The organism is Rothia mucilaginosa (assembly GCF_964210535.1).
Classification (GTDB): Bacteria; Actinomycetota; Actinomycetes; order Actinomycetales; family Micrococcaceae; genus Rothia; species Rothia mucilaginosa_F.
Genome location: NZ_CAXOMR010000016.1, coordinates 38,744 through 54,114, shown reverse-complemented (window position 1 = coordinate 54,114; position 15,371 = coordinate 38,744). Strand labels below are relative to the sequence as shown.

General features: G+C 61.8%; 9 protein-coding genes. 6 read left to right on the top strand and 3 right to left on the bottom strand.

Features of this window, described 5'->3' with window-relative positions:
* Positions 1–147 precede the first annotated feature (147 nt).
* From AB8C10_RS06425 to AB8C10_RS06400, 6 genes are all read left to right on the top strand, one after another.
* Positions 148–2,301, top strand: a complete 2,154-nt coding sequence (locus tag AB8C10_RS06425; protein ID WP_368867219.1) for an ABC transporter substrate-binding protein — start codon at positions 148–150, stop codon at positions 2,299–2,301.
* A gap of 312 nt (positions 2,302–2,613) precedes the next feature.
* Positions 2,614–4,095 carry a malate:quinone oxidoreductase gene (locus AB8C10_RS06420; RefSeq protein ID WP_368867218.1) on the top strand — a complete coding sequence of 494 codons (1,482 nt, stop codon included), beginning with the start codon at positions 2,614–2,616 and terminating at the stop codon, positions 4,093–4,095.
* A gap of 262 nt (positions 4,096–4,357) precedes the next feature.
* Positions 4,358–5,749, top strand: coding sequence for a YihY/virulence factor BrkB family protein (locus AB8C10_RS06415; RefSeq protein WP_368867217.1), 1,392 nt, complete (start codon positions 4,358–4,360; stop codon positions 5,747–5,749).
* Between the two features lie 117 nt (positions 5,750–5,866).
* Positions 5,867–6,898 (top strand): alpha/beta fold hydrolase, encoded by a 1,032-nt coding sequence (locus AB8C10_RS06410; protein ID WP_368867216.1) that lies wholly within the window; start codon positions 5,867–5,869, stop codon positions 6,896–6,898.
* A 139-nt stretch (positions 6,899–7,037) separates the two neighbouring features.
* Positions 7,038–8,129 (top strand): S-(hydroxymethyl)mycothiol dehydrogenase, encoded by a 1,092-nt coding sequence (locus tag AB8C10_RS06405; protein WP_368867215.1) that lies wholly within the window; start codon positions 7,038–7,040, stop codon positions 8,127–8,129.
* Positions 8,130–8,138: 9 nt separating this feature from the next.
* Entirely contained in the window at positions 8,139–8,786 is a 648-nt protein-coding gene (locus AB8C10_RS06400; protein WP_303971901.1) for an MBL fold metallo-hydrolase, read from the top strand.
* Positions 8,787–8,962: 176 nt separating this feature from the next.
* Here the strand turns inward: AB8C10_RS06400 and AB8C10_RS06395 are convergent, their stop codons facing one another.
* The 3 genes from AB8C10_RS06395 to AB8C10_RS06385 all read right to left on the bottom strand — a co-directional run bounded on the left by AB8C10_RS06395 (position 8,963) and on the right by AB8C10_RS06385 (position 15,113).
* On the bottom strand, positions 8,963–10,507 hold the full coding sequence (locus tag AB8C10_RS06395) for an MFS transporter (protein ID WP_368867214.1): 1,545 nt from the start codon (positions 10,505–10,507) through the stop codon (positions 8,963–8,965).
* A gap of 110 nt (positions 10,508–10,617) precedes the next feature.
* Positions 10,618–13,911, bottom strand: coding sequence for an AAA family ATPase (locus AB8C10_RS06390; protein ID WP_368867213.1), 3,294 nt, complete (start codon positions 13,909–13,911; stop codon positions 10,618–10,620).
* The gene (locus AB8C10_RS06385) at positions 13,908–15,113 is read right to left on the bottom strand and encodes an exonuclease SbcCD subunit D (protein ID WP_294642119.1); all 1,206 of its coding nucleotides are present in this window, start codon (positions 15,111–15,113) and stop codon (positions 13,908–13,910) included. Before AB8C10_RS06385 ends, AB8C10_RS06390 begins: the two co-directional genes overlap by 4 nt.
* Positions 15,114–15,371 lie beyond the last annotated feature (258 nt).

Sequence of the window (15,371 nt, the reverse complement as noted above, 5' to 3'; positions counted from 1 at the left end):
ACACATTTACATTGGACCCGCCGTCACGGTTGTCGTGGCGGCGGGTCCTCTTGTATGTATCTTGCCCGGGTGGGGTGTCTCGCCCGGATGGGTGTTGAACCGTTATCCTGAGAGATAAGCATCCGCGACGGAAGAGAGGACCCTCCCGTGCAGCATCAGCCTCATGCATCGTCAGCTGTTGGCAATTCTGATGCGCTGCTGCGAGCCACTGCTGGCTCGAGTGGCTTGAGTCGACGCGCCGTTTTGCGTTTTGGCGCGCTTTTTAGTGCTGGTTTGGCGCTTTCTGCGTGTTCTGGTCAGTCTTCTTCTGGTTCGCCTGCTAGTTCGTCTGCGAGTGCGAGCGAGTCCTCTGCTGATGCGCGTCGTGTGTTCCGTTTTGCGCAGGGTGCGGCGCCGTTGGGTTTGGATCCGGCGTTGTTTCCTGTGGCGAGTACGTATCAGGTGACGGCGCAGGTTTTGCAGACGTTGTTGGTGGCGAATCATTACACGGGTGATCCTGAGGTTCAGGATTCGTTGTGTAGTGAGTGGACGGTTTCTGATGACCGTTTGGTGCATACGTTTGTGTTGCGTGAGGCGCATTTTAGTAACGGTGCTGCGTTGACTGCGGATGCTGTGGTGCAGAATTTCCAGAGGTGGCAGGCGTTGGCTACGGGTGAGGGTACTGCTGCTTTGGCGGTGCCTGCTCAGCCGTTGTTTGCGTGGGGTTTTGGTGTACCGAAGCCGGGTTCTATTGATCCTTCGGCGGTGGAGCCTGCGCCGGTTCAGGCATCTCCGTCGGGTGCGGCTACTCCGGGTGCTTCTGCGAGTGCGTCCGCTACCCCGTCGGCTACCGCCTCGGCTAGTGCTTCTGCCGTAGCTTCTGAACCGGCTCAACCGGGTGATAAGAATGCACCGAAGGCGGGTGCAACTCAGTCGTCTGCGGTGCAGTCATTCTTGCCACTGGTTTCGTCGGTGGTGGCGAAGGGTAACTCTGTGGTGGTGACGCTGTCGCGTCCTTCGTTGGCGTTCCCGCGTATTTTGACGCAGCAGGCGTTTGGCATTATTGATCCGTCGCTGTTTGGTTCTGATCAGAAGTTGACGGGTAACCCGGTGGGTACGGGCGCGTTCCTTGTGGATTCTTTCAAGGACGGCACGGTGCGTCTGCTGAAGAATACTCATTTTGACGGTCAGGCACCTGAGCTGGATGAGATTCAGATTTCGACCCTCACTTCGTCGGATAAGCGTTATTTTGCGCTGATGGAGGGTCATATTGATGCGTGTGATCAGGTGAATTCTTCTGATCTGGGTCAGTTGGCGCGTGATGGTTATCAGACTCCGGGCCGTGACCCGTTCTCGCTGGTGTATTTGGGTTTGAATACGGCGCATCCGGTGTTGAAGAATATTTCGGTGCGTCGCGCTATTTCGCATGCGGTGGATCGTGGTGCACTACGTCAGTATTACCCGCAGGGCACCTCGGATGCGCAGACGCTGATTTCGCCGTCGTTCCGTATTAAGGCTGATGACGCGAAGGATTACACGGACCGCAATCAGGATACGGCGCGCTCGCTGTTGGCGACGGCTGGGTACGACAATCAGGTGATTGAGTGCTACTACCCTGCCGATGTGTCTCTGCCGTGGATGGATACTCCGCAGAAGGTGTATTCGGAGATGGTGGCTTCGCTGATTGAGGTGGGTCTGAATATTAAGCCGGTGCCTCTGCCGTGGGCTGAGTATCTGCCGAAGAGCCGCGAGGTTTCGTCGGAGCGCGGTATTACTCTGGCTGGTTTCTACGGCATGTACCGTGACCCGTATGCGTTCTTTGGTCCGGTGTTGGCGCCGCTAATTGCTGAGCATCAGGTGCGTTCGTTGATTGCTAACGCGCCGGCAGATATGACGACGGGTTTGACGAAGAAGAGTTCTGATGTACCCTCGTCGGGTGGTTCGGATTCGAATGTGCGGATTTCTGCGACTCCGAGCCCGCAGCCGAGCTATTCGCCGGATCCGTTGACGCCTGAGGAGGAGGCTTCGGCTTCTGCCTCGCCGAGCCCTTCGGCGACTCCTTCGCCGCAGCCTACTGCTGTGGCTGTGGCGCCGTCGCCTCGTTTTACGGAGATTTTGGAGGCGATTCGCACCGCGGATTCTGCCGATTCGGTGGATTCGCAGCGTGAACTGTACGCGAAGGTTGTGTCTCAGCTGGGTCAGTTCATGCCGGCGGTTCCGTTGCTGAATGTGACGTCGAAGGTGGCGGTGAGCCGTGAGGTTCAGGGCTATCAGACGGAGCAGAATGCGATTGAGCTGTTCGGTAAGCTGCGTAAGTCGTAGCCTGCGTTTTTAGCTTTTGTGGAAAGGGGGCATCCCGGTTGGGATGCGCCCCTTTCGCCGCGTTTGGGGCGTTAGGGTAGCCGGTGGAGGGGTGTTTCTGGAGCCGTTTTTGGGTTGTTGCCGGCGAGTGTAGCAAATGCACGCGATTACGGGTCTTTTCGACTCTAAGAGATTTATTGATATGAACTGCAACACTCTCTCTCGTTTTGTGGATTCTGACTATGCCAACCCCGCTAAAAGGAGTAGGCTAGATGATGTACCCCACATTCACTGTGCCCAGGCCGGGCACCCGCACCCCTAAGGGAGAATTCAGTGGCAGCACGTACTGAACGAACCGACGTCGTCCTGGTCGGCGGCGGCATCATGAGCGCCACCCTCGGCGTGTTCCTCAAGGAACTCGAACCGAGCTGGAACATCGTCCTGCTCGAACGCCTCGACAAGGCCGCTCAGGAATCCTCCAACCCCTGGAACAACGCAGGTACCGGCCACTCGGCACTGTGCGAACTCAACTACGCACCCGCTGGCCCCGACGGCACCGTCTCGGCAGCTAAGGCGCTGAACATCAACGAGCAGTTCCAGATTTCCCGCCAGTTCTGGGCATCCCTGGTTGAAGAGAAGATCCTGGGCAACGCAGACTTCATCAACCCGGTCCCCCACATGTCCCTGGTCTTCGGTGAGGACCACTCCAAGTACCTGGCTGCACGCTACGATTCCTTCCGCAAGGAGAAGCTCTTCGAGCGTATGGAGTTCTCCACCGACCGCGCAAAGATTGCCGAGTGGGCACCGCTGACCGTCAACGGCCGCAAGGGTAACGACCCGATTGCCGCCACCTGGTCCCCCGAAGGTACCGACGTTGACTTCGGCGCCCTCACCCAGCAGCTGATTGACTACCTGCAGACCAAGGGTGTTGAGGTTCGCTACGGCTACCAGGTGACCAACCTGAACCGCGAGTCCAACGGCTCCTGGACCGTTGACGCTTTCAACCGCATCAACAAGGAAGAGCCGCTGACCATCAACGCGAAGTTCGTCTTCCTGGGTGCCGGTGGTGGCGCTCTGCACCTGCTGCAGAAGTCCGGCATTGAAGAGGGCAAGGGCTACGGCGGCTTCCCCGTCTCCGGTCTGTTCCTGCGCAACACCCACGAGGCAACCGCAAACCAGCACAACGCTAAGGTGTACGGTCAGGCTTCGGTGGGCGCACCTCCCATGTCTGTGCCCCACCTGGACACCCGCTACGTGGACGGCAAGCGCGCCCTCATGTTCGGCCCCTACGCTGGCTTCAAGACCAACTTCCTGAAGCAGGGCTCCCTGCTGGACCTGCCGCTGTCCCTGCGCCCGCACAACATCTACCCGATGACCCGCGCAGGCATCGACAACCTCTCCCTGGTCAAGTACCTGCTCTCCGAGCTGGTCAAGGACAAGAACGCACGCCTGGAGTCGCTGTACCAGTACTACCCCGAGGCTGACGGCGGCGAGTGGGAGCTCATCGAGGCTGGTCAGCGCGTCCAGATCATGAAGAGGGACGCGAAGAAGGGCGGCATCCTGCAGTTCGGTACCGAGGTTGTCTCCGCAGCGGACGGCTCTATCGCGGCTCTGCTGGGTGCATCCCCCGGTGCTTCCACCGCGGCTCCGATTATGCTGAACCTGCTGGCTAAGTGCTTCCCCTCCAAGATTGCCGGTTGGGAGCCTCGCCTGAAGGAGCTTATCCCCGGTTACGGCGTGAAGCTCAACGACAACCCGGATCTGGCTGATGAGCTGATGGCTCACACCGCTAAGGTTCTGGGTATTCACAACTAGTTTTCAGTTAGGCTCAGCAGGTAGCTTTATACCCTAGCTGACAAGCCTTTTTTGAGGCTTTTCTGGGCGGTGACCCTCTCTAACTGACCGACAGGTCAGCTATCTGCACTCGCAGAAAAATGCGGGAGGGTTAGAAAACCCTATAATGTCACCGCAGGGGCGGGAAGGACAGCTCATTGTTCTCCTCGCCCCTTCTGTGCGCCCACACGCTGAAGCTCATAGGCGCACCACTGTGTACACCCCACTCATTCAAGGAGCCCCATTGGCTGCACACACCGGCTCTTCCACGGACACCTCCTCAACCCAGGTACCCGCCGGAGCTCGACGCGGACTCTTCTCCCGTAAGAAGAAGCCCGCAGCCCCCAAGTACGCAAGCGTGAAACTGCGTGACTTCCCTAAGGGCAGCATCCTCTACATTCTGCGCCGTGCCATCTACAAATTCGGCGCAAACGGCGGCACCGACATGGCGGCAGCACTCACCTACTTCACCGTGCTGTCCATCTTCCCCGCCCTGCTGGCAATCGTCTCCCTACTGGGCGTATTCGGTCACGGTGAGGAAAGCGCCGCCGTCATCCTCGCCTTCCTCAAGGACAACGCGCCCGCCCAGATGTACGCCATTCTGGAAGACCCCATCAAGCAGATTACAGGCGACCATGGCGCAGGCCTGGTGCTGTTGACCGGTATCCTCAGTGCACTCTGGTCCGCCTCTGGGTACACCGGATCCTTCGGCCGAGCTCTCAACACGGTCTACAACGTGCGTGAAGGCCGCCCCGGCTGGATTCTCAAGCCGCTGAACGTCTTCGTCACCACCGTGATTATCATCCTCGTGGTACTCATGATGCTCATGATGCTGCTGGGTGTAACCGTCCTGGACATGGTCGGTCGGTATGTACCCGAAACCGTGGATATGGAGCTCATCAAGCTCATCTGGCTGAACGGCCGCTGGGTGCTGATTCTGTTCATGGCAATCGCCCTGATCACTCTACTCTACGCCGCCACCCCGAACGTGCGCCGCTTCAAACAGTGGAAACTCTCCCCCGGTGCGGCGCTCGCCCTCTTCGGCATGGGCCTGGGCGGTTTCGGCTTCACCCTCTACGCCAACAACTTCAGCAAGTACAACGCCACCTACGGCCTCATTGGTGGTGTGATCGTGATGCTGCTGTTCATCTGGATTATGAACAATATGCTTCTCTTCGGTGCGCACCTGGACGCAGAAATCATGCTCATGCGCCAGGTACTCGCCGGCGAAGACGACCACGGACACCTGAAGGTTCAGCCGCGCAGCACCACCGCATCCCGTGCGATGAAAGAACAGCGCGAACGCCTCATGTCCGCCGGACGCGAATTGCAGCAGCAGGCGGCAGGCCAGGGCATGCTCCCCAAGCCGAAGGGCCCCTCCATTGCGGATCGCGTGCAGAAGGCGGTGGACACCAACACCACCATGATTCGCACGCTCATTGCCGACGGTAAGGAACGCATCGAAAACGGCAAGGAACAGCTGCAGCAGAAGCAGGCGAAGGCAGACGCCACCGAAACTCAGGCTTCTGAGGCAACCGCGGCGAAGGCAGAAGCGAGCGCAAAGGCTGAACCTCAGCAGGAGGCGCTCTTCGACCTGGGCACCGATAACTCAACCGATGCGGCACAGAAGAACTAAGCGGCAGCTCAGCTGAGCGCGTACCGCCTCAAAGTATCAAGGACGCGAGACAGAAAAGGGCACGAGATAGAAAAGGGCGCAGGACAGAAACCCTGCGCTGGTCACTAAGATAGAACTATGACCAGTGCAGAATTCTCTCCCGCGCCCTTTGCCGTACCAAATGCTGTTGTACCCGGCACTACCATGCCCGACCTCGAGTACACCCTATACCAGCCGCAGCAACTCAAAAGCCGCGTCCCCGCCCTCATGATTCACGGCTTCGCCACCCGCGGCGAACAGCTCTACGGCGGCACCAGCTGGATCCGCCAATACCTACGCGCCGGATACCCCGTGCTGATCGTTACCCTGCCCTACCACTCAGACGAATACCTCAAAGACCCCGAATCCATGCACGCCATCGACTGCAAGCTCCCCGACAACACGAGCGTGCGCAGCCGCACAATTCCGTTCGATTCGGTGCCCCCTGTCGACGCTGCAGGTCAGCCGCTGACCCCCATGCACCTGTTCACCAATCTGCTCGCCCAGCTGCTGCGCACCGTCGCCACCGAGAACGACCTCGGCGTTGAACTGGAGCCCCGCGCGCACGTTATCGGTTTCTCCTTCGGCGCCCGCGTCGGCTGGGAGCTCGCCCTCACCCACCCGGAGGCGGTCGCGTCCCTCACCCTGGGCGGCCTGCCCCTACACGACCACCTCATTACCCTGCGTTCCATGCTCGAAGCGCACGAGGGAACCAGCGTCACGGCGGATAGTGAAACCCCGGCGGCGGACTCCACCGACGAGGCGATTGCCTCCTTCACCTCGATTATTGACAACTCCCCCATTCAGCCCGACGCACTGCTGAAGTTCGTGCGGATTCCCTTCGGCCCGTTCTTCGACGTGCCCGCCCTGCGTACCGGATCCCCGAACCTACCTGCCGGTCACCCGGGCGCGCATCCGCACGCACCCGTTGCTGTCGTGCTCGGTGACGCGGACACCATCGCCGCCGACGGCGCCGAACTCTACGACATGGTGCGCGGCAACAACCCGCTCAACCGCTTCATCTCCCTGCCCGGCCGCGACCACGTGAACGCACTGACCTCGGGTGCATTCCGACGCGGTGCGCTCGCCTTCGCGGCAGAGGTAGAAGCGGGGTCGGCGGCGACGTCATAAATCGTCATATTCCCCTGGGGGCTTCACGCTCAGCCCCGGGGTGCGTCAGGTATGCCTTAGCTCTTAGAATGGGAACATATCAAAAAACCTTTATCTAGCGGTTGAGCCTCAACCGCGCTCCCCCAAACAAAGGAACAGCATGCACAAGGTCAAGGCCGTTGTAGCCCTCGCCCAGGACGCACCCGTCACCGTCACCACCATCAACGTACCCGACCCCGGCAAGGGCGAAGCACTCGTCAATGTCCTCACCTGCGGCGTCTGCCAGACCGACCACCACTACGTCACCGGCGGCGTCGGCCAGGACTTCCCCTACCTGCTCGGCCACGAGTCTGCAGGTATCGTCGAGGCTGTCGGCGAGGACGTCACCGACATCGCCCCCGGCGACCTGGTCATCCTCAACTGGCGTGCCGTCTGCGGCGAGTGCCGTGCATGCCGCAAGGGCCAGCCGCAGTACTGCTTCGCAACCCACAACGCAACCCAGAAGATGACCCTCGAGGACGGCACCGAACTCACCCCCGCGCTGGGTATCGGCTCCTTCGCCGAGAAGACCCTCGTCGCGGCAGGTCAGTGCACCAAGATTACCGCCGACATCAGCCCCGAACAGTACGCAGCAATCGGTCTGCTCGGCTGCGGCGTCACCGCAGGTCTGGGCGCTGTGCTGAACACCGGTGAACTCAAGCGCGGCGAGTCCGTCGCAGTCATCGGTTGCGGCGGCGTCGGCACCGCAGCAATCGCGGGCGCACAGCTCGGTGGCGCAACCACCATCATCGCCGTCGACATCGACGAAGAGAAGCTGGCACGTGCACGCGAGCACGGCGCAACCCACACCGTGAACTCCTCCAAGGTCGACCCCGTCGAGGCCATCAAGGAACTCACCGGCGGCTTCGGTGCAGACCTCGTCATCGACGCTGTCGGCATCGCCCCCACCTTCAAGCAGGCATTCGAAGCACGCGACCTGGCTGGCCGCGTCGTCCTCGTCGGCGTGCCCGCACCCGGCACCACCTGGAACATCCCGCTGGACGAGGTCTTCGGCCGCGGCGGCTCCATCAAGAGCGCATGGTACGGCGACACCCTGCCCTCCCGCGACTTCCCCGAATTCGTGGACCAGTACCTGCTCGGCCGCCTCGACCTGGACGGCTTCGTCTCCGAGCGCATCAGCCTCGAAGACGTCAACGAAGCATTCGAAACCATGAAGACCGGCCGCGTGCTGCGCTCGGTCGTGGAACTCTAGGAGCGTAACGTGAGCGAACGTATTGAACGAGTCGTCACCTCCGGCACCTTCTCGCTGGACGGCGGCTGCTGGGACGTCGACAACAACGTCTGGATTATCGGCAATGACTCCTCCGTGATTATCATTGACCCCGCCCACGACGTCGACAAGATCTCCCGCACCGTCGCAGGCCGCACCGTGGAGAAGATTCTGCTGACCCACGCCCACGACGACCACATCCGTAGCGCCAAGGAGGCGGCAGAACGCTTCGGCGCACCCGTCTACCTGAACCCCGCGGACCGTGTGCTCTGGGAAATGGTGTACCCCTCCTGGGACTTCGACCACGAACTCGCTGACGGCGACGTGCTGCGCATCGGCGAGACCGAGCTGACCGTACTTGCCACCCCCGGCCACTCCCCCGGCTCCGTGTGCTTCTACGCACCCACCCTCAGCTGGGAGAACAGCGAAGGCGTCGTCTTCTCCGGCGACACCCTCTTCAACGGCGGCCCCGGCGCAACCGGACGCTCCTACAGTGACTTCGACACCATCATCGAGTCGATCTCGACCCGTCTGCTGACCCTGCCCGAGTCCACCGCGGTCCTCACCGGCCACGGCGACAGCACCGGCATCGGTCTGGAGGCGCCCGAGCTTCCCGCATGGATCAAGCGCGGTCACTAAACCTGTAGCCTCACGCTGAGGCGTAAAAACCGGTACACAAAAAGGCGGATGCCCCACCACCTGCAGAAGGTGGCGGGGCATCCGCCTTTAGTATGCGCTCACAACGCTCAAGCTCAGATGCGTTCGGTCGAGCCGCGCACCGAATTAGCAGTGCACTGAATTAGCCACACGCCGAACTAGCTACGTGCCGTCTCAGACAGAGGAGTCAGCTGCTCCTCATGCTCAGAACGCCACAGGTAGCCGTACAAATGACCCAACGCAAAATACAGCGTCGCAATAATCACCGGCACCATAAACGCATTACGGTAATACGGAGCGTCACCCATATAGCCGCCCCACATACTACCCATCGCAAGACCAATACCCAGCATCGAGCGGGTAAAGAAGCTCGCCTGCGCATCAGGAATATGCTTGAGCGAACGGTTCAGCCACAGCTCATGACCGCCAAACGCCACACCCAGCACCGCACCACACAGCACCAACGCATAGAAAATCGTGGACGTATCATCACTCGCCGGCAAATACAGGGCACCCATAATCAGCAGAACGCCGCTCACCAACCAACCATGCCACGGGTTCACCGAACGGGCACCCAAAACCACGGGGAAAGACACAAGCACCATCGCGCCGGTACCGGTCGCAACCATCGCCATGAACAGGTTCATCGAACCGTGAATCAGCGAGAAGCCCAGCAGACCCGAACCGACCGCGCCCATACACGCACCCAGCAGCACCAGACCAAGAATCAACACCACCGTCTGCTTATTCGGACGGACCAGATTCTTCGGCGGAGACATGCGAATACGCGAAATATCCGGCAGCCACATCGGCGCGGCCAGAACCACAATGAACAGTAGCGCATCCAGAATCATCGTGATCCAGAAGCCCGCATACTCATGATTCGGGGTGAGGTACGCATCGCCCAGCCGCACCAGCAGAGCAGCCAGCGGGTACATCGACAGGTTCGCCGTCGTCCCCCAAGAAACAGCTGTCGACAAGCGAACATCACTGTACTTATAGTTGCGGCGGTACAGCGACTCCAACGCAAACGGCGTCCACGGCGGAGTCGTAAAACCCATCGCCACGCAAGAGAGCGCATGGTATGTCGTACTCACGTTATTCGGGTCAACCGTCAAACGCCAACCAATGACCAGCATATTCAGCACCGCAGCAATATTCAGCACCGACGTAATCGCCAGCAACGCCCTCAAACCCAGGGCACGCACCAGCATCGGGCCGAGCATAATCTGCACCGAATACGCGCCAGCAAACGCCGCCACCGCATAGCCGCCATCATGCACACTACCCAGGTGGCTCGCCAACAGAATATACAGCGCAAACGCCGAAGAAGCCGCCGGAATATGGAACAGAATCGTCAACACATTACGGGCAAAGCCCTCATCACGGAGCACACCGCGCAGATGGTAACGCTGCTCCTTACCGTTACGCAGGAACAACGCCCAATGCTGACGCAAAATATCCGGCACCGAGGCGTTCGTATTAACCTCATCCGCAGTAGGAACCGGTCGCGGCGGCAACTCCTGCAACACGTGGTCGTTACTGCGCACCACATCCGTCAAGGACGTACCCGGAACCGTTGGAATACCCGTGCCCGAAGCACACGACTTATCCGGCGAATCGGAGGCGGGTGCCACCTTCATGGTGCGCGGAGGAACCTCCGGCGCGGATGCGTTAGCGCGCGCATCAGCCGAAGGTTCCACACGATACGTTGAATTCGGTGCCCTGTCCTGAGGTGTCGAGGTCATCATCTCTTTCACGTATAAGCCGCCGGACATGCCATAACAGCAGCCCGGAAGCGAATTTATGCCTACTAGGAGTTTACCCTCACCGACGAGCCGTTCTGACCCTTTTCAACCACAATCTGGGCGGGAATACGGTTCTTCATCTCCTCCACATGCGAAATCAGGCCAATAGTGCGGCCACTATCACGCAGAGATTCAATCGTGCCCATCACCATGTCCAGAGTTTCAGCGTCCAACGTGCCGAAGCCCTCATCAATGAACAGGGTGTCCAGCTCGATGCCGCCGTTATTCGCCTGTACGACCTCCGCCAGACCTAACGCCAACGACAGCGACGCCAAGAACGACTCGCCGCCGGACAGCGACGACGCCTCACGCGGCTCGCCCGTCCAGGTGTCAGTAATCTCCAGGTTCAGGCCACCGCCGGAACGGCTACCCTTCGCACGGTGATCGCTAAACACCATGCCGTAGCGGCCCTCACTCATACGGTCCAGGTGCAGCGACGCCGAGTGCAGAATCCGCTCGAACTCGGCACCCAGCACATAGCTGACCAGGTCAACCTGATGCTCATAACCGCCCAGCGTATCACCGCGGGCAGCCGCCGCCAGGTTCGCCAACATCTGCGCACGGTCATAACGCTGCGCCGTCTTCGCACGGAACGCCGCATACTCACCACGCAGTGCCTGCAAAGAACGCAGCAGGCTCTCCCGCTCACCCTCACGAAGAGTCAAACGGTGAACCGCCGCGCGCAACTGCTCAACCTGCTCACGCACGCCCTGCAGGTCATCCGGTGCCTGCTCACCAGCGGCGGCACGAGCCGCCACCGCAACAATCGCCTCACGACCAAAGCCCTCAAGGAGGCGGGCATGCTCCAACTCATACGCGGCAACAGCCTGTTCCAGGGCGTCGACGCGCTCAGGGGTGCGCACCGCCGCATGAACCAGCTCCGCGCTCTCAAACGCAGATTCGCCCAACAGACGCTCCGCCGCAGCCGCAGCCAGGGCGTGACGCTCACGCGCCTGCCCCAGCAGCAACACCGCACGCGCCAGACGCTGATGCGCCGCACGGTAGCCCTCCACAGCCTCAACACGCTGCGCAAAACCCACCGCCGCACGCGCAGGCGCCAACTGCGCCGCAGCCGCCTCACAGCGCGCCGCAGCGTCACGGTGACGAGTCTGAGCCTCAACCGCCGCGCCCTCGATGGTGCGTAGCGCCTCCTGAGCCTTCTGCAGCTCAACCCGCACCCGCTCAGCCTTCGCCTGCACGCCGTCACGCGCCGTCACGCGCGACTGAGCCTGCGTGAGGCGGGTCTGCGCCTCCTGCAGCTGCGCGGCAGTCTGCTCAACATCGCATTCGCCCTGGGCAGCCAGGGTCTCGTACTGGGTGCGGACGGCGGCAAGCGCCTCGGAAGCTTCCTGGTGTGCCTTGGTTGCCCGGTCCTTAGCCAGTTCGTGGGTACGCGCCTGCTTGTGGGCCTTGTCTTCACGCTCCTTGGCGACGTCCAGGTCGGCACGCTCAACCAGCTGCTCACCCTCGGCAATCCGCGCCGGAGCGGGGTGCTCCACTGAACCGCAGACCGGGCAGGGTTCACCGTCCTTGAGCTCGCGCGCCAGCAGGGAGGACGCCTGGGCGAGGCGCAGCACCTGCAGGTTCTTGAACTCCTCCGTAGCGGCGAGCGCCTGCTGAGCCGAAGCCTGCCACTTTTCCTGTGCCTTCTGCTCGGCGGTGGCGGTGCGCTTGCTCTGCTTCTGGGCCGCAGCAACCGCGGCGGAGGCGGCATCCAGCTTCTGCTGCATCTGCTGGGCTGCATCGTGCTTCTGCTGCGCCTCGGTGACCAGGTGCGCGGCGAGGGTACGCTCCTCGTCGGCGGTGCTGTAGCCGGCGAGTTCTTCGGCAAGCTGCTCGGCGGCGGCGGTCAGGTCGCTCAGGGTCTTTTCGGCACGCGCCTTGTCCTGCTCGAGGGCATTAGCCTGCTTCAGCAGGGCGGCAACGGCAGCTTCCTCGTCGGTAAGCTGTGCGTCCTTCTTCTGCAGGGCGCGCAGGGTGTCGAGGAGCGCTTCGAGCTGGACTTCCTGCTCGGCGGGTTCGAGATCCGGGAGCGCGGCGAAGGTCGTCTCTTCGGGGAAGGTGACGTCTTCCGCGGTTTCCTCATCGCGGAGCGCCGCAAGCAGGGCGCGGCCGTTCTCCTCCAGCGCGGAAGCACACGCCGAATGTTCCTGTTCCCGGGCGGCGAGCGCCTGCGATTCGGCATGGACCTGCGCGTACTGCGCGTGCAGGGGCGCGGCAGCACGCGCCTGCGCCAGCTCTTCACGCTGCGCCTTATGCTCATCGGCGCGTTCGGTCAGGCGGGTACGGCGCTCGCAGAGCTGCTCGTATTCGCGCCAGTCGGCCTGCAGCTGGGCGCGTTCGGCGAGTAGGCGAGTGTTCCGGTCGGCTTCGTCGGTGAGGCGCTGCTGTTCCTGCTTTTCGCGCGTGGAGGTTTCGCGGGCGCGTTCTACCCCGCCGGCGATCCATGCGTCGAGGGTTTCGGCAGTGACATTCTCGGCAGTGACGCTCTCAGCGGTGAGCTGTTCGGAAGTCTCCGCCTCCACAGGGTCTTCGGTAGCGGAGCCCTCCCCTGCAGCATCTTCAGCGTCCGGATCCGCAACATCCAGTAGCGCCTGCAGGGCGAGCATTTCTACGCGGGCACGTTCAAGGTAGCCGCGCTGGGTGTTTTCGTCCTGGGCGACTTCCTGCTGGGCGGTTTTCGCTTCTTCGGTGAGTGCGGCGAAGAGCTGTTCGTAGTGTTCGACGGGGAACATCTTTTTGAGCAGTTCTTTGCGTTCTTTGGGCTTGGACTTGAGGAATTGCGCGAACTGACCCTGCGGCAGGAGTACGACTTTGAGGAATTGTTCTTTGGTCAGGTGGGTGCGTTCGGCGATGGTGCGGTTGACTTCGGCGACGCTGCTGGAGATGGGGGTCCAGGCTTTTTCGTCGGCGGGGTCGGCGCCGGGTGCGAGTTCGGCGAGGGTTGCTTTGGCGCTTTCTTCGCGCATCTGGCCTTTGCGGGCGCCGCGGGTGATGGGCTTGTTGTAGGCGGGGGTGCGGTCGATGCGCAGGCGCTTGCCGTGGAGGGTCACGTCGAGCAGCACGCGCGGTTTGGTGCCGCTGTGTGCCGCGTAGGTGGAGTGCAGTTTGGCGGATTCGCGGTCGCTGCTGGTTTCGCCGTAGAGGGCGTAGCAGATGGCGTCGAGGATGGTGGTTTTACCGGCGCCGGTGGGGCCGTTGAGCAGGAATACGCCGGCGCTGTTGAGGGTGTCGAAGTTGATTTCTTGGCGCTTGGGGTATGCCATGAAGGCTTCGAATTCGAGGGTGTGCAGGATCATGCGTTGTCCTTGTGGCTTTTGATGTGGTCGCTGAGGGTGGTGATGACGTCGCGTTCTTCGCTGGTGAGGGGGCGGTTGCGTACGTATTGGTGGAATTGGTCGAAGGTGTCGACGGGGTCGGCGTCGCGGGTGGGTTGTGCGGCGGCGGGTTTGTCGGCGGCGGGTTGGGTGCTGCGGTAGCTGAAGTGGGAGATGGTTTCGTAGCGGCTGCGCAGGCGGTCGACGGCACCGACGGGTAGGGTTTCGTCGGTGAGCTCGATGCGGCAGTAGTAGCCGTGTTCGTAGTCGGTGTGTTCGGGGCTGTTGAGTAGCTGCTCCATGGTGCCGCGCAGGGTTTTCATATGTACGCGGGTTGCCCATTCGTGGCTGCTGATGGCGGGCTCTTCGCCGGGGTTGAGTTCGATGAGGTAGGCACCGTTGCGGTTGTGTTCTTCGCTGAATGAGAAGCCGATCGGGGAGCCGCTGTAGCGGATGGTGTGGGTGACGGGGTAGCGCTTGTGGATGTGGCCGAGCGCTACGTAGTCGAAGCCGTCGAAGAGGGAGGCGGGTACCCAGTCGATGCCGCCGACGCTGATGTCGCGTTCGGAGTCGCTGCGGGGCGTGGTATCAGCGCTACTGGCGGTGTCGCTGACGGTGGCGTGGCTCATGACGATGATGCGGTCGGCGCCTTCGCCGCGGGCGTGACGTTCTGCGGCGTCGGTGCGGATGGCGTCGGTGACGGCGCCGAGGACGGCGTGGTGGGTGGGATCTACACCGAGGGCGGTGGCATGGAGGCGCGGCGCGAGGTAGGGGATGGCGTAGACGTGTACGCGCAAGGTGCCGTCGGTGAGTTCGACGGGGCGGGTAGCGTCTTCGAGGCTGGTGCGCAGGTGCACGCCGGAGGCTTCGAAGAAGGCGGCGCCGTAGCTGAGGCGGCGGAAGGAGTCGTGGTTGCCGGAGCTGAGGATGACTTGCACGCCGGCGCGCATGAGGCGGGTGAGTGCTTGGTCGAGCAGGGTGGTGCTTTCGGCGGTGGGGATGGTGCTGTCGTAGACGTCGCCGCTGATGAGGAGAGTATCGATGCCTTCGGCGTGCACGTATTCGAGCAGTTCGTCGATGAACTGCTGGTGTTCGCGGGTGAGGGGGCTGCGGTGGAAGGTGCGGCCGAGGTGCCAGTCGGAGGTGTGCAGAATCTTCATGGTTTCAGTATGGCACTGCGTCATGTTTTGCGCCTCACAGTTCGTCATTCAGGGGTTGGAGCCCCACAGCGGCGTAGGTGCTCATGCGGAGCGGGGGCTCCCGTCCTCAAGGCGCCCCAGCGCCGCAGAGGGGGCACTCCCCCCGCGAGCGTGAGTGCAAAGCCGTTTTTGTCTAAGCCTCTCCATTCCCGGCGAGGAAGAGTAGCCAACCATCCTCGGCGTAGGTGCTCATGCGGAGCGAGGGCTCCTTCCCCGGTGTCTCCCCATCCGCGGAGTAGGCAT

Excerpts from the sequence above, each read along its gene's own strand:
- AB8C10_RS06410 (WP_368867216.1), top strand. The coding sequence starts at position 5,867 with ATGACCAGTGCAGAATTCTCTCCCGCGCCCTTTGCCGTACCAAATGCT.
- AB8C10_RS06405 (WP_368867215.1), top strand. The coding sequence starts at position 7,038 with ATGCACAAGGTCAAGGCCGTTGTAGCCCTCGCCCAGGACGCACCCGTC.
- AB8C10_RS06390 (WP_368867213.1), bottom strand. The coding sequence starts at position 13,911 with ATGATCCTGCACACCCTCGAATTCGAAGCCTTCATGGCATACCCCAAG.
- AB8C10_RS06385 (WP_294642119.1), bottom strand. The coding sequence starts at position 15,113 with ATGACGCAGTGCCATACTGAAACCATGAAGATTCTGCACACCTCCGAC.